Origin of the sequence: Fulvimarina endophytica (assembly GCF_003403015.1) — a bacterium.
GTDB classification, from domain to species: domain Bacteria; phylum Pseudomonadota; class Alphaproteobacteria; order Rhizobiales; family Rhizobiaceae; genus Fulvimarina; species Fulvimarina endophytica.
This window is the reverse complement of the sequence record NZ_QURL01000002.1, coordinates 492,834-511,543: the sequence shown is the minus strand read 5'-3', so window position 1 is coordinate 511,543 and position 18,710 is coordinate 492,834. Positions and strand designations below refer to the sequence as shown.

Here is an 18,710-nt window from a genome sequence, read left to right as displayed (position 1 = left end):
TCAGCTTTCGTCGCGGTCCGAAGGCTTGCGATCGCGCGGGCGCGGCGCGGCGCCCTCACGGCGCGGACCGCCCGTACGCTGGGGCCTGCCGCCGGAACCCGAACCGGAAGCCGGACCAGACGAGCGCGGGGGCTTGCCGCCGGAGGCCGGCTTGCCGCCCTTGCCTGCGAATTTCGACCCGGCCACCTTGGGCGGGCGGGAGACGCGGCGGGCGGGATTCGCGAGATCGCGCGAGCCCCTCGCCTCGCCCGTCCGCTCGCCTTCCGGCTTGTCGCGCCACGGCTTGGAGTCCGGCGCCATCCAGACATTGGAGCGACGGCGCCCTTCGCCCATCGGCTTCTTGTCGGCGAAATCGTCGGTCTTGCCGAACTTGCCCGGACGATCGCCGCCGGAGCCGCGCTTGTCCGCGCCGAACGAGCGCCCACCCCTCTCGCGGTCACCTCTGCCACGCTCGCCGCCGTCCCTGTCGCGGCCTGCCTTGTCCCGGTCGCCGAACCGGCCCTTGGGCTTGGTGTCGAGACGGCCGAGGGCGTCCTCGCGCTTCTTCTCGCCGAATTTCTTTCGGTTGACCGGACCACCCGCCGAGACCCAGTCTGTCTTCGGCGCGGCTTCGCGCTCCTTGCGCCCTTCCACCGGCTTGTTGGAGAAGGGCTGGGAGATCGGTCCGTCGAAATCGGCGCCGGCCTCCTCGATCAGCCGGTCGCCCAGCTGGTCGCGAAGGGTGCGCCCCTTCACCTCGCGAACGGCGCCCTCTTCGAGGTCACCGAGCTGGAAGGGTCCGAAGGACAGGCGGATCAGGCGGTTCACGTCGAGGCCGAGGGCGCCGAGGACGTTCTTCACCTCCCGGTTCTTGCCCTCGCGAAGGCCGAGCGTGATCCAGACATTCGAGCCCTGCTCGCGGTCGAGCGTCGCTTCCATGGCGCCGTAGAACACGCCGTCGACCGAGATGCCGTTGCGCAACTCGTCGAGCCTGGCCTGTGTCACCGCGCCGTGGGCGCGCACCCGGTAGCGCCGCAGCCAGCCGGTGGAGGGCAGTTCCAGAACCCGGCTCAGCCCGCCGTCATTGGTCAAAAGCAGCAGGCCTTCGGTGTTGATGTCGAGGCGGCCAATGCTGAGTACGCGCGGCATGTCGTCCGGCAGGCGGTCGAAGATCGTGCGCCGGCCTTCCGGGTCCTTGTTCGTCGTCACCGTGCCGGCCGGCTTGTGGAACAGCCAGAGACGGGTGCGCTCGGCCTGCGGCAGGGGCGCGTTGTCGACTTCGATCCGGTCGGTCGGATGAACGTCGAGGGCGGGGGAATCGATCACCTTGCCGTTCACCTTCACCCGGCCGTCGGCGATCATGCCCTCCGCGTCACGCCGCGAGGCGATGCCGGCGCGCGCGAGACGGCGGGCGATGCGCATGTCGCTCGCCTGAGCCGAGACAGAGGACGCATCCTCGACCGGATGGCGCGAGCGACGCTCCGTGCCGCCCGATGCCGAACGGGCCTCGCGGCGATCGTCCCTGCGGCCGGCACCTTGGGAACGCTTCTCGCCGAACGCTGCTCGCGGCGGGCGCGCGCCGCGCTCCGGGCGCTCGGAACGCTCAGGCCGCTCGCCGTCGGTGCGCTCGCGATCGTTTCGCGTGAAACCGCCGCGCGGGCCCCGGCGCTCGCCGTCCCCGCCTGCATCCGGCCTGCGCCCGCCGGGCTTGAAGCCGGTCTTGCGCTCACCGCGCCCGTCCCATTCGCGGTTCTCGCCGCGCGGGCGGTCTGCGGACGCCTTCGGCCGGGCCGGCCGCTCGCCATCCGACATGCGCTCGGCGGAGCGCGTTCCGAAGCTCTTCGGCTTGCGCGGCGCCTCGCCGTCCCGCGCGCCACCGTGGGATTTCATGCCCCGGCTCTTGGGCGTGAAGGGCTTCTGTCCGCCCTCGCCGGAACCGCCGCGCTTGAACCCACCGGGGCCTCGCCCGCCGCTGCGCTTGCTCTTGTCGTCGTCACTCATGTCGTCTTGTCCCGCGAGCGTTCCGTCGTTCGGCGCTCGCTTCTAATTAGGAGGTCGATTGCCGACGTCCCATACAAAATGCTGCCCTCGCGCGCTGGCGCGACCGGTCGGCGGGCTCTATCAGGTCGCGAGGCGATTGGCGAGAGAAGGAGGTCCCGTCGATGAACAGCCGCTTCATGGACGCGGCCCTCTTCGAAGCCCGGGCGGCCTTCGATCGCGGCGAGGTGCCGGTCGGCGCCGTCGTGGTTCGGGACGGGGAGATCCTCGCCAAGGCCGGCAACGAGACGCGGGCGGGATGCGATCCGACGGCCCATGCGGAAATCCTCGCGATCCGCCGTGCCGCAAACCGCCTCGGTGCCGAACGCCTGCCGGGATGCGATCTCTACGTGACGCTGGAGCCCTGCGCCATGTGCGCGGGCGCGATCTCCTTTGCGCGCATCAGGCGCCTCTATTTCGGTGCACGCGACGAAAAAGGCGGCGCGGTGGAGAACGGCGCGCGCTTCTTCCACCAGCCCACATGCCACCACGCGCCCGACGTCTATCCGCATCTGGCCGAAGCCGAAAGCGCCGAACTTTTGCGGCGCTTCTTCGAGGGCTTGCGGGATCGCGAGGCCTGATGGTCGCCCGGCCCGTCCCCCTACGCGCTGCCTGCGCCCTATCAGGAGGCAAGGCCCGGAAGCAGCACCAGAAGTCCGGCGACGATCATCTCCACCGCGATGGCGAGGAGGATCATTCCCATGAGCCGGGTCGTGATGACGCGCATCGTCTCGCTCATGATACGCCCGATCTGCGCCGAGAAGAAGAGCACGACGAAGATGAGGACCAGCATCGCGCCGACGATGGCCGCGATGGCGCCGAGCTGTTCGGCGCCGGTGCTGCGGCTCGCGTAGAGAATGATGGTGGCGATCGTTCCCGGACCGACGATCATCGGGAAGGTGATGGGATAGAAGGCGAGGCTGCGCAGATCCACCATGACGGCCTGCTCCTGCTCGCTGCCGTGATGGGCTGCCGCCGTCTTTCCGTTCAGCATCGACCAGGCGATCTTGGCCAGAACGGCGCCGCCCGCCACGCGGAACTGGTCGATCGTGATCCCGAAGAAGTGGATGATGCCGCTGCCGGCGACGAGGATGACGCCGCACATCGCGGTGGAATAGATCGCGACCTTCACCGCCACGGCCCGCTGCTCGGCCACCGAGGAGCCGCTGGTCAGCGCGAGAAAGATCGGAAGCGTCACGAACGGGTTCATGATCGCAAAGAAGGCGCCGAGCGCCTTCATCCACTCCACTTCGCTCATCCCCGGTCCCTCGTTGCCGCAAAACGCCACCGACCTTCGCGGCCTCTAGCGCGTCGAAAGCGAACCAGGTGCTTACCGAACCGCCCGAAAGGTGGGAAGGGCCGCGCCAAGATCGCGGCCGATTCCTCGACCGTCCTTCTCGGAAAAGAGCGCCGATGGAACGGGCGAATGCCCGTCGCCGGTCCGAGGCTCTAGAAGGGAAGCAGGTTGCCGATCTTCGACATGATCGTGTTCGAGCCTTCCAGACGACGCTGCTTCGTCGCCTCGTCGAGGCCGGGATCGCCCACGGGGGCTGCCGCCGAGGGCCGTCGATAATCGAGCGGCGGCTCGGACAGATAGCGGCGGGTATTCTGGTTGGTGCCGTTGGTTTCGGCAATGCGCTGCCTGACGAGAGCGGAGCGCGAGCGCATCTCCGCCGGGCTGAGGACACCCGCCTCGTCCCGGTTGCGGATGCGTTCGAAGTCGTATCCGTCGCCGCGCGTGGCTTCGAGATACTCCTCGGACGCATAGGGGTTCTGGCCCGTCATCTGGCCGGCGGGCACCGCACCGTCGCCCTGATAGGCGGCGGACTGCAGGCGCCGGCGCGCCTCGGCGCGCGTTTCCGGCCGCGCGGCCGCCTGCTGCGGCGGCGGCAGGACCGAGGTGTTCTCGGGACGCTTGAGTTCCGGCCTGTCGGTATAGGCGATGGGCTCGGAATCGCCGACGGTGCCGAGGGTCACCATATTGTTGAGGTCGTCGAACAGCATCTGACCCTGGCTCGTGCCGGTGCCGTAGGTCGGGCCGAGACAGCCGGACAGCACCGCCGCGCCCGAAACCAGTGCAAGGCGGCCGGCGCTCTTGAACAGAAGCTGACCTGTCGTCTTCGAAGTCATGGTCATCGAGCCCCCTCGGCCCTGAAAATCGGTTTGGGCGTCATGCGGCTCCCCCGCCGCAGGACGTCGTCCGCTCTGCCGCTCGCACGGGAATCGGGCGATATTTGGCCTTCCACCCCTCGAGCGCGGGTCGCATTAAAGCGCAGGCGCAGGATATGGCAAGAACGCCATGCCCCGCGCCTGCACTTTTACAAGGCCGCGAGCGCGCTCAGGCGGTCGTCAGGCGTCCTTCCGCCTTCAGTTCGCGCAGGGCTTCCGCATCGCGCAGGGAGACGTCCGGATAGTCGGGATCTGCGCCCACATCCCCGGTGATCTTCCAGGATCTTGCGCATTTCCTCCCCTTCGCCTCCTCGAAGACGACCGCGACGCCGTCGACGTCCGCAAGCCGGAACGCGTCCGACGGACCCTCGCCCGCCTCGATCCTGAGGCCCGAGGTGATCGCGATCTCCGCGAAATCCACCGACTGCGCCAGCGCGCGAAGGCCTTCGTCGGCGATATGAACCGTCGGCCAGGCCTCGAGCGAGGATCCGATCACCTTGGCCCGGCGCTTCTCCTCCAGCGCGCCCATCACCACGCGGCGAACCTTGCGGATCTCCTTCCAGCGCGAGGCGAGCGCATCGTCGCGCCATCCGCTCTCGGCCGGACGGAACTGTTCGAGATGGACCGAGCGGGCATCCGGATAGCGGCTGAGCCAGGCCTCTTCCATGGTGAAGGGCAGCATCGGCGCGAACCAGGTGACCAGCCGGTCGAAGATCTCGCGCACCACCTGAAGTGCCGCGCGGCGCCGCACGGCCGAGGGCGGATCGCAATAGAGCGAGTCCTTGCGGATGTCGAAATAGAAGGCGGAGAGTTCCACCACGACGAAATCGAGGAGAGCGCGGGAAATGCGCTTGAAGTCGAAGGCGTCGTAGCCCTTGCGCACGATCTCGTCGAGTTCGGCGAGCCGGTGCAGCATCAGCCGCTCGAGTTCCGGCATCTCACCCACGGCGACCGTCTCGCCGCGATCATGGGCGAGAGTGCCGAGCATCCAGCGGACGGTGTTTCTCAGCTTGCGATAGCTGTCCACATTGGTCTGCAGGATCACCTTGCCGAGGCGAAGATCCTCCGAATAATCCGAAGAGACGATCCAGAGGCGCAGGATGTCGGCACCCGACTGCTTGATGACCTCCTGGGGCGTGACGATGTTGCCGAGGGACTTCGACATCTTGCGCCCCTCCTCGTCCATCACGAAGCCATGGGTCAGAACCGCGTCGTAGGGTGCGCGCCCGCGCGTGCCGCAGCCCTCCAGCAGCGAGGAGTGGAACCAGCCGCGATGCTGGTCGGAGCCCTCGAGGTAGAGGTCGGCCGGCCATTTGAGGTCGGGCCGCTTCTCCAGGCAGAAGGCGTGGGTGGAGCCGGAATCGAACCAGACGTCGAGGATGTCGCGCACCATGCGCCAGTCCTCGTTCGCGCGCGACCCGAGAAAGCGCTCGCGCGCGCCATCGGCGAACCAGGCATCGGCGCCTTCGGCCCGGAAGGCCTCCAGGATGCGGGCGTTGACCGCCTCGTCCTTGAGGATGGCGCCGTCCTCGTCCGTGAAGATGCAGATCGGCACGCCCCAGGCACGCTGGCGGGACAGGACCCAGTCCGGCCGATCGGCGATCATGCCGCGAAGGCGGTTCTGGCCCGAAACGGGAACGAAGCGCGTGTCTTCGATCGCCTTCAAGGCCCGTTCGCGCAGGGTGTCCTCGCGGCCGCTGTCCGCAGAACCCGCCCCATCGAGGCCGTAACCGCCCAGATCCTTGTCCATGTGGACGAACCACTGGGGCGTGTTGCGGTAGATGATCGGCTTCTTGGAGCGCCAGGAATGGGGATAGGAATGCTTCAGCCGGCCGCGCGCGACGAGATTGTCGCGGGCGATCAGTTCCTTGATGACACGGCCGTTGGCATCGCCCTTCTTGCCCTTGTCGTCGATGACGCGGGCAGCGCCTCCCTCGGCGTCCGGCCCGAAGCCCGGCGCATCCTTGGTGTAGAAGCCGTCGTCATCGACGGTGAAGGGGATGGTCGTATCGATGCCGCGCTGTTCAAGATCGCGGCGCATGTCCATCCAGGCGTCGAAGTCTTCACGGCCGTGGCTCGGCGCGGTGTGGACGAAGCCCGTACCCGCATCGTCGGTCACATGGTCGCCGGCGATGAGCGGGACGAGGAACTCGTAGCCGCCAGCAAGGCCCTTGAGCGGGTGTTGGCATGACATGCCATCCAACTCGCTGAATTGCACATCCCGCCTTTTCTCGAAGCGTAGCTTGGCTTTAGCGAAAGTTTCCTCGGCTAACGCATTAGCTAGAACATATTTCGCGCCGGGTTGCGGCCCAAAATCGTTTTCCGCCGCAGTCACTTCGTAGAGCCCGTAATCGATGCGCGGCGAGAACGCGATTGCCCGATTACCGGGGATGGTCCAAGGGGTAGTCGTCCAGATGACGACGGAGGCGCCAAGAAGCGCGTCGCTTTGGCTACGATTTTCGCCGACACTTCCCCAACTGCCTGTCGATCCTTTTCCGACGATCGGAAACGCCGCCCAGATCGTATCGGACTCATGGTCGTGATATTCGACCTCGGCCTCGGCGAGCGCGGTCTTTTCCACCACCGACCACATCACGGGCTTGGAGCCGCGATAGAGCTGGCCGGACATGGCGAATTTCAACAGTTCGCCCGCGATGCCCGCCTCGGCATCGAAGTCCATGGTGAGATACGGGGTCTTGAAGTCGCCCTCGACGCCGAGCCGGCGGAACTCCTCGGTCTGGACGCCGACCCAGTGACGCGCGAAATCGCGGCATTCCTGCCGGAATTCGTTGACCGGCACCTCGTCCTTGTTGAGGCCCTTGGCGCGGTACTGCTCCTCGATCTTCCATTCGATCGGCAGGCCGTGACAATCCCAGCCCGGCACGTAGTTGGAATCGTAGCCGCGCATCTGGAAGGAGCGCGTCACGACGTCCTTCAGCACCTTGTTCAGCGCGTGGCCGATATGGAGATTTCCGTTGGCGTAGGGCGGACCGTCGTGGAGCACGTATTTCGGCCGCCCCTCGCCCGCCTTGCGCAGTTCCGAGTAAAGGCCCATTCCGTCCCATTTGGCGATCCATTCGGGTTCGGCCTTGGGAAGCCCGGCGCGCATCGGAAAGTCCGTCTGCGGCAGGAACAGGGTCTGGGAATAGTCGACGGCATCCGGTGTCTCGGCGCCCGGCGTCTTCGTCTCGCTCATCGGTCTCGTTTCGTCCAGATTAGCGGCCACGCATCGGTTCACGGGGGGATGGCATGGCACAGGGTCGTTTCGGGCATGCGTCCGGGATGGGCCGGAGGCATGGCGCGCGGGTCAGGTCCCGGTCCCTCGTCGCGTCTTCCTCGGAAGACCGGCGTTCAGAGGGCCGGGCCGCTAATTCGTATGCGGTGAAGAATGATGCGCGCCTGAAACATGGAAAGACGCTTTAGCAAGGCGGAACCGGAATGGGAAGAACGGCCGCGCGTTCGCCCCCACCAGACCGGGCGCCCTACCAGACCGGACGATCCAACCTGTCATAGATGAGGCGTCGCATGGCGCGGCTCGCAAGACCCGGCGCGAGCCGCCCGAACAGCATCGAGCCGCGCGCCGCAAGTCCGGGCGTCACGAGGAAACGCTTCCCGCTCACCGCCGAAAGGATCGCGGCCGCGGCGATCTCCGGCGCCATGCGCGCCTCGGCCTTCGCGCCTTCCGGTGCATGCCGCGCGGCCTGCCCGGTCCGCAGCGGGCCGGGACAGACGAGCGTCACGGCGATACCCCGGCGCTTCAAAGGCTTGCGCAGGCTCTGTGCATAGATGGCGATCGCCGATTTGGAGGCGGCATAGCTCGCAGCGCCCGGATAGCCGACGAAATGGGAGAGCGAGGAGACGAAGACGATGCTCCCGCCTTTCAGAACGCTTGAGGCCCGGACGAGACCGTTCGCGAGCACCATCGCGGCCTCGGCATTGACCGCGAGGACGCGGCGATGGGCCTCGGCGTCGATCTCCTCGAACCTGCCCGTCGCCGAAATACCGGCATTGAGGACCACGAGATCATAGGGGCCGCTCGCCGCCGCCTCTTTGAGGGCGCGGTCGGTTCCATCAGGCGACGACAGATCGGCCCGGATGCGCACATGATCGCCGGCGTCGCGGTCGAGGCCGATCACCTCCCAGCCTTCCGCCTTCAGCCGGTCGCCAATCGAAAGACCGAGCCCGGCCGCAGCGCCCGTGACGAAAGCCCTCTTCAAAACCGCCCTCCATGGCGAAGCCTGTGCGCGAGGGTCCCGCCGAGACCGAGGATCGCGCGATCCCGCCCGGTCTCGATCGCGGCCTCCACCATGGCGGCCATGCGCTCCGGCGAGGCGAAGAAGCGGCGCATGCCCTTCGGATCGAACCCCGCCTTCGCGTGCATCTCGGTCGCGATCGGCCCGGGATGGATCATCGAGACCGGGACGCGCCCGCGCCATTCCTCGCGAAGGGCGCGGCCGAAGGCGTCGAGGCCGGCCTTGCTCGCCGCATAGGAGGCGAGCAAGGCCGAGCCCCCATGGGCGACGGACCCGATGAGAACGAGCCTTCCGCCGCACGCATCGAGCCGGGAGAAGAGCGCATGGGCGAGAGAGACGGGCGCTGCGAGATTGACGGCGAGCGTGCGGCGGATATCGCCTGCATCCTCGGCGAAGGGATCGCCATGGCGGCCGGTTCCGGCATTGAGCACGACGCGGTGGAGGCGGTCGATCCCGGCCTCGCCGAGGGCCTGAAGGAGCGTCGCCACCGCCGTCTGCGGGCGTGTCAGGTCGGCGGGCACATAGATCGCATCATCGGCCAGGCGGTCTTCGAGCGCATCCCGCCGGCCGGTGAGGACCAGCTGGTATCGCCCGCTCCACCGCCGCGCGAGCGCAAGGCCGAGGCCGGCGCTCGCCCCGGTGACGAGCGCGACCGGACGCTCGGATGTCTCATTTCTCAAAAGGCGACGACCCGGTCGAGGGGGGAGATCGGCGCGATCCGGCCGAGAACGGCACGCGCCTCCTCCGCGTCCCGGTCCATCTGGCGAACGAGGCTTTCGGCGCTGTCGAACTTCTCCTCGCCGCGCAGGCGCGAGACGACGGAGACGCGGATCGTCTCGCCGTAGAGATCGCCGGAGAAATCGAAGACGAAGGTCTCGAAGAGAGCCGCGCCGTCGTCGAAGGTCGGGCGGCGGCCATAACTCGCGACGCCGTCGAGGAGCGTTCCGTCGGCGCGCCTGAGCCGCACCGCATAGATGCCGTGGGCCAGGAGATCGTCCTCGAGCACCAGATTGGCGGTCGGATAGCCGAGCGTGCGCCCGAGCTTCTTGCCGTGGACGATCTCTCCCTCGATCGTGAAGCGATAGCCGAGAAGGCCTGCAGCAGCCTCCACGTCGCCTTCGATCAAGGCCCTCCGGATCCGGCTCGACGAGACGGCCTCGCCGCCCTCGTCGGAAAAGGCCGGCACGAGCGTCGCGCCGAAACCGAGGCGCATCCCCGCTTCTCCGAGGCTGGTCGGGGTGCCGGAGCGTCTGGCGCCGTAATGGAAGTCGAACCCGGCCACCACATGGGAGGCGCCGAGCGCATCCCTCAGAATGTCGGCCTCGAAGGCGCCCGGCGCGATGGCGGCGAAGGCGTGGTCGAAGGTCTGCTCGATCACGGCATCGAAGCCGAGAAGCGAGAGAAGCTGCGCCTTCATCGGGGCAGGCGTAATGCGCGGCAAGGGCGAGCCGGAGGAAAAGACGGTGCGCGGATGCGGCTCGAAGGTCAGGCAGAGAAGCGGCAGGCCCTCGGCCTTCGCGATCTCCGCAGCCTTTTCAAGGACCGCCTGATGGCCCCGATGGACCCCGTCGAAATTGCCGATCGCGACGACGCCGCCCTTGAGGTCGCCCGGACACTCCTCGACGGCCCCGATCCTGCGGATCGCCTTCGGTATCATGGTCCCCGTCACCGAAGCGCCGGCAGGAAATATCGCGCCGACAGGCCGTTCTGGCGAAGCAGGCTCGCAACGCTCGCCTCGCTCGGATCGGCACCGTCGAGTTCGGAACTGTGAATGCCCCTCGTGATGAAGACGGCGTCGACGCCGAAGCCGTTCGCCCCCTTGATATCTGTATGAAGCCCGTCGCCGATCGCCAGGATGCGCCCGAGATCGGCTTCGTCCATCCCGATCGTCTCGGCGGCGAGATCGTAGATCGGCCGGTGCGGCTTTCCGGCGAAGGCCACCGATCCGCCGAGGCTCGCATATTCGCGGGCGATGGCGCCGGCGCAGTAGATCGTCCGATCCCCGCGCTCGACGACGATATCGGGATTGGCGCAGATCATCGGCAGGTCGCGGCCGCGCAGATCGTTGAGCATCCCGCGATAGTCGTCGGGCGTCTCGTTCTCGTCGTCGAAGAGACCCGTGACGACGATCCGGCGCGCCTCCTCGATCTCCACCCGCTCGACATCGAGGCCGTCGAAGAGCTCGAGGTCGCGCTCGGGCCCGATATGGAAGATGCGCCGCTCGCCCTTGGCGATGAGGTCGCGGGTCGCATCGCCCGAGGTCACGATATGATCATAGGCCTTGCGATCGAAGCCCATGGCCTCGAGCTGGGATGCGACGCCCTCGCTGCGGCGGGGCGAATTTGTGAGAAGCACCACCTTCACGCCCTTGCCCCGGGCGGACAAGAGCGCATCCTCGGCGGCCGGGAACTTGCTGACGCCGTTGTGAACCACGCCCCAGACGTCGCAGACGATCGCACCATATTGCGCCGCAACATCGCCAAGTGCCGTGATCTTGCGGCAGGGAGCGTCTTTCGCCTGAGCCATTCGGTCTCCAGTTCAAAGGGGCCTGGCCCTTGCGTTAGGGTCAAGGGCTCGGTCCGGTCAAGGCCGCCTCTTGCGATACCCTCCGATCGTCGCCAGTTCGGGGCCGAGCCGCTGCGATTGCGAGCCGCGAGCCCGCGACATTTTTCACCAGCCATGCCTTGACGAGGCGACGGACTCTCTCCTATCTCCGCCGCCGTTAGCACTCGCCTCCGGTGAGTGCTAGAAACGCTCAAGAGCCGGATGCCTCCCATTCGACAGGGTCCGGCATGTCGCACAACAAGGGTTCGAAGAACATGGCAGATGCGAACTTCCGTCCGCTCCACGACCGCGTGCTGGTGCGCCGGGTCGAGTCCGAGGCGAAGACCGCCGGCGGAATCATCATTCCGGACACCGCCAAGGAGAAGCCGCAGGAAGGCGAGATCGTCGCCGTCGGCTCCGGCGCTCGTGACGATTCGGGCAAGATCGTCGAACTCGACGTCAAGAAGGGCGACCGCGTCCTCTTCGGCAAGTGGTCGGGCACCGAGGTCAAGCTCGGCGGCGAAGACCTGCTCATCATGAAAGAGTCCGACATCATGGGCATCATCGGCTGATCAGCCGGCGCGATAAGCCCGCACGTCCTCTTTCGACAGACAGACATCAACAAAGCGCGGCCTTTCACGGCGCGCTGAGGAGAACAGCACAATGGCAGCCAAAGAAGTCAAGTTCGGCCGCGATGCCCGCGAACGCATGCTGCGCGGCGTCGACATTCTCGCCGACGCGGTGAAGGTCACGCTCGGCCCGAAGGGTCGCAACGTCGTCATCGACAAGTCCTTCGGCGCTCCGCGCATCACCAAGGACGGCGTCTCCGTCGCCAAGGAGATCGAGCTCGAGGACAAGTTCGAGAACATGGGCGCCCAGATGGTGCGCGAAGTGGCCTCGAAGACCAACGACAAGGCCGGTGACGGCACGACCACCGCGACGGTTCTGGCCCAGGCCATCGTTCGCGAGGGCGCCAAGGCGGTTGCCGCCGGCATGAACCCGATGGACGTCAAGCGCGGCATCGACGCGGCCGTCGCCAAGGTCGTCGAAGCGCTCGGCTCCGCCGCCCGCTCCATCGACACTTCCGACGAAGTCGCTCAGGTCGGCACCATCTCCGCCAATGGCGAGAAGGAAGTCGGCGAGATGATCGCCAACGCCATGCAGAAGGTCGGCAACGAGGGTGTCATCACCGTCGAGGAAGCCAAGACCGCCGAGACCGAGCTCGAAGTCGTCGAAGGCATGCAGTTCGATCGCGGCTACCTGTCGCCCTACTTCGTCACCAATGGTGAGAAGATGGTCGCCGAGCTGGAAGACGCCTACATTCTCCTCCACGAGAAGAAGCTCTCCAACCTGCAGGCGATGCTCCCGGTTCTCGAATCGGTCGTCCAGTCGTCCAAGCCGCTCGTCATCATCGGCGAAGACGTGGAAGGCGAGGCTCTGGCCACGCTCGTCGTCAACAAGCTGCGCGGCGGTCTGAAGATCGCGGCCGTCAAGGCACCGGGCTTCGGCGATCGCCGCAAGGCCATGCTCGAGGACATCGCGATCCTGACGGGCGGCACGGTCGTCTCGGAAGACGTCGGCATCAAGCTCGAGAACGTCACCCTCGACATGCTCGGCCGCGCCAAGAAGGTCTCGATCACCAAGGAAAACACCACCATCGTCGACGGTGCGGGTGAATCCGAGCAGATCAAGGCCCGTGTCGGCCAGATCAAGGCTCAGATCGAGGAGACCACCTCGGACTACGATCGTGAGAAGCTCCAGGAGCGTCTCGCCAAGCTCGCAGGCGGCGTCGCTGTCATTCGCGTCGGCGGTGCGACGGAAGTCGAGGTCAAGGAAAAGAAGGACCGCGTCGACGACGCCCTCAACGCGACCCGCGCGGCCGTTGAAGAAGGCATCGTGGCCGGCGGTGGGGTCGCTCTCCTGCGCGCTTCCAACGCCGTCGACCTCAAGGGTGCCAATTCCGATCAGGACGCCGGCATCAACATCGTCCGCAAGGCGCTTCAGGCTCCGATCCGTCAGATCGTCCAGAACGCCGGTGGCGAGGGTTCGATCGTGGTCGGCAAGATCCTCGAGAACTCCTCCACGTCCTTCGGCTACAACGCCCAGACCGGCGAATACGGCGACATGATCCAGATGGGCATCGTCGATCCGGTCAAGGTCGTGCGCTCGGCTCTCCAAGACGCGGCATCGGTCGCCGGCCTGCTGGTCACCACCGAAGCCATGATCTCGGAGGCCCCGAAGAAGGAGTCGGCCGGCGGCGGCGGAATGCCCGGCGGCATGGGTGGCATGGGCGGAATGGGCGGCATGGACTTCTAAGTCCTGCCGACCGGCCCATCAGCCAGTCGAACAGAAAAGGGCGGTCCTTCGGGGCCGCCCTTTTTCGTATCCCGATTTTCGTCGCCGCATGATCGGGCCGGGGCGCGGTCGCCATCGTCGAAGGATCGCGCGAGGAAACCGAAGACCGGAAACCTGCAGGGCCCGACCGGCCGTCTTACGCCGGTCGCTGCGTCTTGCCGGCCGCTGTCAGGACCGCTCGTCCACTCGGCGGGGCGTCAGGCGACGAGACTTTCGGTGATGCCGAGACGTGCCAGCGCCGCCCGGAAGTCCGCGGGCCGTCCGAGCCGGTAGCCCTGGCCCTTTCCGATCTCGAGCAGGCGCAACACCGCTTCCTCGCTTTCCGTCTCGATGCCCTCGGCGACGACCGTCACGCCGATCTCCCGGGCGAAATGGACGATCGCGGCCGCGAGCGAGCGCCGGCTCGGATCGGTATCGATGTCGCGCACGAGTTTCATGTCGAGCTTGATGATGTCGGGGCGCAGCTGGAGGATATGGCTGAGGCTGGAATAGCCCGCGCCCGCATCGTCGACGGCGAGACGGACGCCGGCCAGCCTCAAGGGGTCGAGCTTCTCGTGGAGCTTTCCGTAATCGGGCACGACGTGGTGCTCGGTGACTTCGAGGACGAGGCGCTTCAGGTGCCGGCTTTCGACGGAAAGGAGAAGCGGAACGAGCCTGTGACCGGTGATGACGTCCGGGGACGCGTTGACCGACAGGTAGACGTCGTCCGGCAGGCTGGCCAGCCGCTCCAGGGCCCGGCGAATCGCTGCAAGTTCGAGCTCCTCGCCGAGATCCACGAGCCGCGCCTCCTCGAACCAGAGATTGGGCGCGCGATACGGCTCGGATGCAAACCGCGACAGGCATTCGAACCCCGCGACACGGCCCGATCCGAGATCGACGATCGGCTGGTAGACGAGATCGAACCCGTCCTCGTCCAGCATCTGAAGGACCCTCTGGCGAATACCGGCATGCTCGCGCTCGGTCATCACCCGATCGGCGATCCGCTCGGCCGCAAGATCGGCGAACATGCGCATCAAGGCGAGATCGCGCTGGTTGAGAGAGGGGTTTGGCCGGGCGCTGAGGCAGCAGAACATGCCGTAGATCTCGCCGTCCGGCAGGCGGATCGGGAGGCTCATATGCGAGCCGATCGGCACCGCGGCCGTGATCGGCATCCCGACCGCGACAGGCTCGTTCGCGGTGTCGGGAATAAGGGCCGGCAAACGCCCTTCGAGAATATGTTTGCAGTAGACGGAATCGAGCGCTTGGCTGTCGCCCGGGCGGATCAGATGATCCAGTCCCGGCGCGTCGACGTGGCGGAAGACGATCTCGTCGCCCACGAATTCGGAGAGATAGGCAACGTCCATTCCAAGATAGGCGCGAACATTGTTGAGGGCTTTATCGATCGACAAGCCGCCGAGGCTCGCAGCATCCGGAAGGGAGGACATCATGGTTTCTCGTCAGCGTCAAAACGGTTTCGAGAGAACAATGGGCAGTATCGATTGATGCTTCGCTAAGAATTTCAGCTGCTGCGACAAACTGGAGCGATCATCGGTCGAAGATAAAGACCGAAATGCGCATTATCGCTACGTAGAGTTTAAGACCCGAAAGACGTCGAAGACAGAATTTCATTCTTAAGACTTATCACTTGCGCGAGAGGAGGCGGGAGCGGCAAACAACGCGGATGCGGAGCGAGGCTCGTGTTGCGACACGATGGGGACTGTTCCGCCCTCCGTTTCGCGTGCGGGAACGGGCATCGGTTCGACGCGCGCTGATCCGGCGGCACGTGCCCCACCGCCGGGACACCGCACGCAAGCCATCCGCATCGAGGCCGATCCGATCGGCCGAGCCCTAGCTCGGACCCGTGCGCCGGCAGGCCGGTGTCAGCTGTCCATCTTGAGGGCGGCGATGAAGGCTTCCTGCGGGATCTCCACCTTGCCGAACTGGCGCATGCGCTTCTTGCCCTCCTTCTGCTTGTCGAGGAGCTTGCGCTTGCGCGAGGCGTCGCCGCCATAGCACTTGGCCGTCACGTCCTTGCGCAGGGCCGAGATGGTCTCGCGGGCGATCACCTTGCCGCCGATCGCGGCCTGGATCGGGATCTTGAAGAGATGGTTCGGGATCAGCTCCTTGAGCTTCTCGCACATCACCCGGCCGCGCTTCTCGGCCTGGGTCCGATGCACCAGCATGGCGAGCGCGTCCACCGGCTCGGCATTGACGAGAATGCCCATCTTCACGAGGTCGCCCTCGCGATATTCGATCATCTGGTAGTCGAAGCTCGCATAGCCCTTGGAGATCGACTTCAGCCGGTCGTAGAAATCGAAGACCACTTCGTTCAGCGGCAGTTCGTAGGAGACGAGCGCGCGCTTGCCCACATAGGACAGGTCCGTCTGCACGCCGCGTCGCTCCTGGCAGAGCTGAAGGATCGCGCCGAGATAGTCGTCGGGCGTGAGGATCGTCGCCCGGATCCACGGCTCGGCGATATGGTCGACCTTCACCACGTCCGGCATGTCCGCCGGGTTGTGCAGCTGGATCAGGTCGCCATTGGTCATCTTGACGTCGTAGACGACGGAGGGGGCGGTCGCGATGAGATCGAGATCGAATTCGCGCGACAGGCGTTCCTGGACGATTTCGAGATGCAGGAGGCCGAGGAAGCCGCAGCGGAAGCCGAAGCCGAGCGCGGCCGAGGACTCCATCTCGTAGGAAAAGGAGGCGTCGTTCAGGCGCAGCTTGCCCATTGCGGCGCGCAGGTCGTCGAAATCGGCGGCGTCCACCGGAAAGAGGCCGCAGAAGACGACAGGCTGGGCCGGCTTGAAGCCCGGCAGCATGGTCGCGGTCGGCCGCTTGTCCTCGGTGATGGTATCGCCGACGCGGGTATCGGCCACTTCCTTGATCGAGGCGGTGATGAAACCGAGCTCGCCCGGCCCGAGCGCGTCGACCTGCACCATCTTCGGCGTGAACACGCCGACACGGTCCACCGGATATTTGGCGTCCGTTCCCATCATCCGGATGGTCTGGCCCTTGCGCAGCTCGCCGTCGATGATGCGCACGAGAACGATGACGCCGAGATAGGTGTCGTACCAGGAGTCGACGAGCATCGCCTTCAGCGGCGCGTCCCTGTCGCCTTCCTTGGGCGCCGGCAGGCGCTTGACGATGGCTTCGAGCACGTCGTCGATGCCGAGGCCGGATTTCGCCGAGATCATCACGGCGTCCGAGGCGTCGATGCCGATCACGTCCTCGATCTGCTCCTTCACCTTGTCGGGTTCGGCCGCCGGCAGGTCGATCTTGTTGAGGACGGGAACGATCTCCAGATCGTTGTCGAGCGCCAGATAGACGTTTGCGAGGGTCTGCGCCTCGACCCCTTGCGCCGCGTCGACGACGAGCAGCGCGCCGTCGCATGCGGCAAGCGAGCGCGAGACCTCGTAGGCGAAGTCCACATGGCCCGGCGTGTCGATGAGATTGAGGACGTAGACCTCCCCATCTGAGGCCGTGTAGTGCAGGCGGACGGTCTGCGCCTTGATCGTGATGCCGCGCTCGCGCTCGATATCCATCGAATCGAGCACCTGCTCCTTCATGTCACGGACTTCGAGGCCGCCCGTGTTCTGGATCAGGCGGTCGGCCAGGGTCGACTTCCCGTGGTCGATATGGGCGACGATCGAGAAGTTGCGGATGCGCGAAAGCGGCGTATTGGCGGGCATTGTGCTCATGGCGCCCGATATAGAAGTTCGCGCAATCTTATGGAAGCCGGTTGGAAGCGTTAAAAACATGCGTGATCGGCACGGCTCGCGGCCTTTTCCCCGTGGCCGAACGAAATCGCCGGTCTATCTGCCGCAGCATGGGCCAGGAGATCGAACGCAAGTTTCGCGTGAACGGCGAGGAGTGGCGCGCGCACGCCGATGGCGGCGTGCGCCTCGAACAGTTCTACCTCTTCGTCGGAAGCGACAAGAGCTGCCGCGTGCGCATCCGTGACGGGCGCGAGGCACGGCTGACCATCAAGACCGGGTCCGGCATCGCGCGGGGCGAGTTCGAATACGAGATCCCGATCGAGGATGCCGAGGCCCTGCGAACGACGCGGGATGGCGCCGTGATCGAGAAGGTGCGCTACCGCGTTCCCCACGGCGATCTCGTCGCCGAGATCGACGTCTTCGAGGGCGCCCTTTCCGGTCTCGTCCTCGGCGAGATCGAACTCCCGGCCGCCGATCATGCTTTCGAGCTTCCATCCTTCTTCGGGCCCGAGCTGACGGGCGACCCGGCCTTCACGAATGCGAGTATGGCGCTTCGGGGATCGCCCGATCACGAGGACCGGTCATGAGCTATGTGCTGTCGCCTGAAAAGTCGCTCGATGCGGAAGTCCGCCGGGTCGCGCTCGAGCAGATCGAGAAGGCGTGCAAGGCTCTGGAGGAGATCGCCGACGATCCGCACGAGGCGATCCACGACGCCCGCAAGGTGTTCAAGAAGCTGCGCGGCCTGATCCGGCTGGTGAAGCCGGAGCTGAAGGATTTCTACAAGGCGCAGAACGCGCTCTTCCGCGATACCGCCCGCGACCTCTCCGGCACCCGCGACAAAGCCGCGCTCGTCGAGGCGATGGAAAAGCTCGAAGCCCGCTTCGAAACCGAGCCCGGCGCATCCGATGTGCTGACTCCGGTCTGGACCCGGCTGATCGCCGAACGGGACGAGGCGATCGAGGCGGGGGCCGGCGATCTTCCGCACCAGATCGAGACGGCATTCTCGGCGCTCGCCGCCGCGAAGGCCAATATCGAGACCTGCCGGTTCGACGAGCGCGCCCGCTACAGGCCGAAGCGGGACGCCCGCATTCTCGCATCCGGGCTCGCGACGACCTATGGGCGCGCCTTCGAGGCCCTGAAGACGGCGAGCGCCTCGCGCTCGGCGCACGATCTTCACGAGTTGCGCAAACGCGTGAAATATCACTGGATGCATCTGAGGCTCGCAAAGCCCCTCTGGCCTGCCGAGTTCGCGGCCCGCATCGCGCTTGCCAAGGAGATTTCCGACGACCTCGGCGACGATCACGATCTCGCCGTCCTCACCGAGACGATCGCCCGCGAGCCCGAGGCCTTCGGCACGCCGGAAGCGTTGGTGGAGGTTTCGGCCCTCATCGAGAGGCGTCAGGCCGAACTGCGCGAGGTGGGTCTTGCCTCGGCACGGGTGCTTCTGTGCGAAAGGCCGAAGGCCATGGAGCGACGGGTGCGAAACCTGCACCACCTCGCCTCGGGGCGCGCCCATCAGCGGATCGAACTGCCGGGCACGAAGCCGAAGGCATAGCGGCTCCGCTTTCTCGCTGACGCATCGGATGATCCAAAAGCCGGATCTACGTTTCGGTCCGATGCTGTGGGCCACACGAAAAAGACCGGCGCGCGAGAAGCGGGCCGGTCTTCCATCAGG

15 protein-coding genes are annotated in these 18,710 nt (G+C 66.2%); 5 read left to right on the top strand and 10 right to left on the bottom strand.

Annotated elements, in window-relative coordinates:
* Positions 1-1,980 (bottom strand): pseudouridine synthase, encoded by a 1,980-nt coding sequence (locus tag DYI37_RS05850; protein ID WP_116682246.1) that lies wholly within the window; start codon positions 1,978-1,980, stop codon positions 1-3.
* Positions 1,981-2,141: 161 nt separating this feature from the next.
* Between DYI37_RS05850 and DYI37_RS05845 the strand changes: the two genes are divergently transcribed.
* Positions 2,142-2,597: a nucleoside deaminase gene (locus DYI37_RS05845; RefSeq protein WP_245413785.1), complete on the top strand. Its 456-nt coding sequence runs from the start codon at positions 2,142-2,144 to the stop codon at positions 2,595-2,597.
* Between the two features lie 41 nt (positions 2,598-2,638).
* Here the strand turns inward: DYI37_RS05845 and DYI37_RS05840 are convergent, their stop codons facing one another.
* From DYI37_RS05840 to DYI37_RS05810, 7 genes are all read right to left on the bottom strand, one after another.
* A complete protein-coding gene (locus DYI37_RS05840; protein ID WP_116682245.1) occupies positions 2,639-3,274 on the bottom strand; it encodes a MarC family protein in 636 nt (211 codons plus the stop codon).
* A 191-nt stretch (positions 3,275-3,465) separates the two neighbouring features.
* The gene (locus DYI37_RS05835) at positions 3,466-4,152 is read right to left on the bottom strand and encodes a hypothetical protein (RefSeq protein ID WP_245413784.1); all 687 of its coding nucleotides are present in this window, start codon (positions 4,150-4,152) and stop codon (positions 3,466-3,468) included.
* Positions 4,153-4,354: 202 nt separating this feature from the next.
* Positions 4,355-7,381 carry an isoleucine--tRNA ligase gene (ileS, locus tag DYI37_RS05830; RefSeq protein WP_116682244.1) on the bottom strand — a complete coding sequence of 1,009 codons (3,027 nt, stop codon included), beginning with the start codon at positions 7,379-7,381 and terminating at the stop codon, positions 4,355-4,357.
* A gap of 286 nt (positions 7,382-7,667) precedes the next feature.
* A complete protein-coding gene (locus DYI37_RS05825) occupies positions 7,668-8,402 on the bottom strand; it encodes an SDR family NAD(P)-dependent oxidoreductase (protein ID WP_245413783.1) in 735 nt (244 codons plus the stop codon).
* Positions 8,399-9,118, bottom strand: coding sequence for an SDR family NAD(P)-dependent oxidoreductase (locus tag DYI37_RS20255; protein WP_116682243.1), 720 nt, complete (start codon positions 9,116-9,118; stop codon positions 8,399-8,401). The genes DYI37_RS05825 and DYI37_RS20255 overlap by 4 nt, the downstream gene beginning before the upstream one ends.
* A complete protein-coding gene (locus DYI37_RS05815; RefSeq protein ID WP_116682242.1) occupies positions 9,115-10,095 on the bottom strand; it encodes a bifunctional riboflavin kinase/FAD synthetase in 981 nt (326 codons plus the stop codon). Before DYI37_RS05815 ends, DYI37_RS20255 begins: the two co-directional genes overlap by 4 nt.
* A gap of 8 nt (positions 10,096-10,103) precedes the next feature.
* Complete coding sequence (locus DYI37_RS05810; protein ID WP_116682241.1) at positions 10,104-10,964, bottom strand: TIGR01459 family HAD-type hydrolase; 861 nt, start codon at positions 10,962-10,964, stop codon at positions 10,104-10,106.
* Positions 10,965-11,257: 293 nt separating this feature from the next.
* On the opposite strand from DYI37_RS05810, the gene groES reads away from it, so the two are divergent.
* Together groES and groL are read left to right on the top strand one after the other, a co-directional pair.
* Complete coding sequence (gene groES / locus DYI37_RS05805) at positions 11,258-11,554, top strand: co-chaperone GroES (RefSeq protein WP_116682425.1); 297 nt, start codon at positions 11,258-11,260, stop codon at positions 11,552-11,554.
* Between the two features lie 91 nt (positions 11,555-11,645).
* On the top strand, positions 11,646-13,298 hold the full coding sequence (gene groL, locus DYI37_RS05800; protein WP_116682240.1) for a chaperonin GroEL: 1,653 nt from the start codon (positions 11,646-11,648) through the stop codon (positions 13,296-13,298).
* 236 nt (positions 13,299-13,534) lie between these two features.
* Here the strand turns inward: groL and DYI37_RS05795 are convergent, their stop codons facing one another.
* Entirely contained in the window at positions 13,535-14,764 is a 1,230-nt protein-coding gene (locus tag DYI37_RS05795) for a sensor domain-containing phosphodiesterase (protein WP_116682239.1), read from the bottom strand.
* Positions 14,765-15,196: 432 nt separating this feature from the next.
* Positions 15,197-17,008, bottom strand: coding sequence for a translation elongation factor 4 (gene lepA, locus DYI37_RS05790; RefSeq protein WP_199520095.1), 1,812 nt, complete (start codon positions 17,006-17,008; stop codon positions 15,197-15,199).
* A 137-nt stretch (positions 17,009-17,145) separates the two neighbouring features.
* Between lepA and DYI37_RS05785 the strand changes: the two genes are divergently transcribed.
* Both DYI37_RS05785 and DYI37_RS05780 read left to right on the top strand, forming a co-directional pair.
* Positions 17,146-17,622, top strand: a complete 477-nt coding sequence (locus DYI37_RS05785; RefSeq protein WP_116682237.1) for a CYTH domain-containing protein — start codon at positions 17,146-17,148, stop codon at positions 17,620-17,622.
* The gene (locus tag DYI37_RS05780; RefSeq protein ID WP_116682236.1) at positions 17,619-18,590 is read left to right on the top strand and encodes a CHAD domain-containing protein; all 972 of its coding nucleotides are present in this window, start codon (positions 17,619-17,621) and stop codon (positions 18,588-18,590) included. The genes DYI37_RS05785 and DYI37_RS05780 overlap by 4 nt, the downstream gene beginning before the upstream one ends.
* Positions 18,591-18,710 lie beyond the last annotated feature (120 nt).

Excerpts from the sequence above, each read along its gene's own strand:
- DYI37_RS05850 (WP_116682246.1), bottom strand. The coding sequence starts at position 1,980 with ATGAGTGACGACGACAAGAGCAAGCGCAGCGGCGGGCGAGGCCCCGGT.
- DYI37_RS05845 (WP_245413785.1), top strand. The coding sequence starts at position 2,142 with ATGAACAGCCGCTTCATGGACGCGGCCCTCTTCGAAGCCCGGGCGGCC.
- DYI37_RS05840 (WP_116682245.1), bottom strand. The coding sequence starts at position 3,274 with ATGAGCGAAGTGGAGTGGATGAAGGCGCTCGGCGCCTTCTTTGCGATC.
- DYI37_RS05835 (WP_245413784.1), bottom strand. The coding sequence starts at position 4,152 with ATGACCATGACTTCGAAGACGACAGGTCAGCTTCTGTTCAAGAGCGCC.
- ileS (WP_116682244.1), bottom strand. The coding sequence starts at position 7,381 with ATGAGCGAGACGAAGACGCCGGGCGCCGAGACACCGGATGCCGTCGAC.
- DYI37_RS05815 (WP_116682242.1), bottom strand. The coding sequence starts at position 10,095 with ATGATACCGAAGGCGATCCGCAGGATCGGGGCCGTCGAGGAGTGTCCG.
- DYI37_RS05810 (WP_116682241.1), bottom strand. The coding sequence starts at position 10,964 with ATGGCTCAGGCGAAAGACGCTCCCTGCCGCAAGATCACGGCACTTGGC.
- groES (WP_116682425.1), top strand. The coding sequence starts at position 11,258 with ATGGCAGATGCGAACTTCCGTCCGCTCCACGACCGCGTGCTGGTGCGC.
- groL (WP_116682240.1), top strand. The coding sequence starts at position 11,646 with ATGGCAGCCAAAGAAGTCAAGTTCGGCCGCGATGCCCGCGAACGCATG.
- DYI37_RS05795 (WP_116682239.1), bottom strand. The coding sequence starts at position 14,764 with ATGATGTCCTCCCTTCCGGATGCTGCGAGCCTCGGCGGCTTGTCGATC.
- lepA (WP_199520095.1), bottom strand. The coding sequence starts at position 17,008 with ATGCCCGCCAATACGCCGCTTTCGCGCATCCGCAACTTCTCGATCGTC.
- DYI37_RS05785 (WP_116682237.1), top strand. The coding sequence starts at position 17,146 with ATGGGCCAGGAGATCGAACGCAAGTTTCGCGTGAACGGCGAGGAGTGG.
- DYI37_RS05780 (WP_116682236.1), top strand. The coding sequence starts at position 17,619 with ATGAGCTATGTGCTGTCGCCTGAAAAGTCGCTCGATGCGGAAGTCCGC.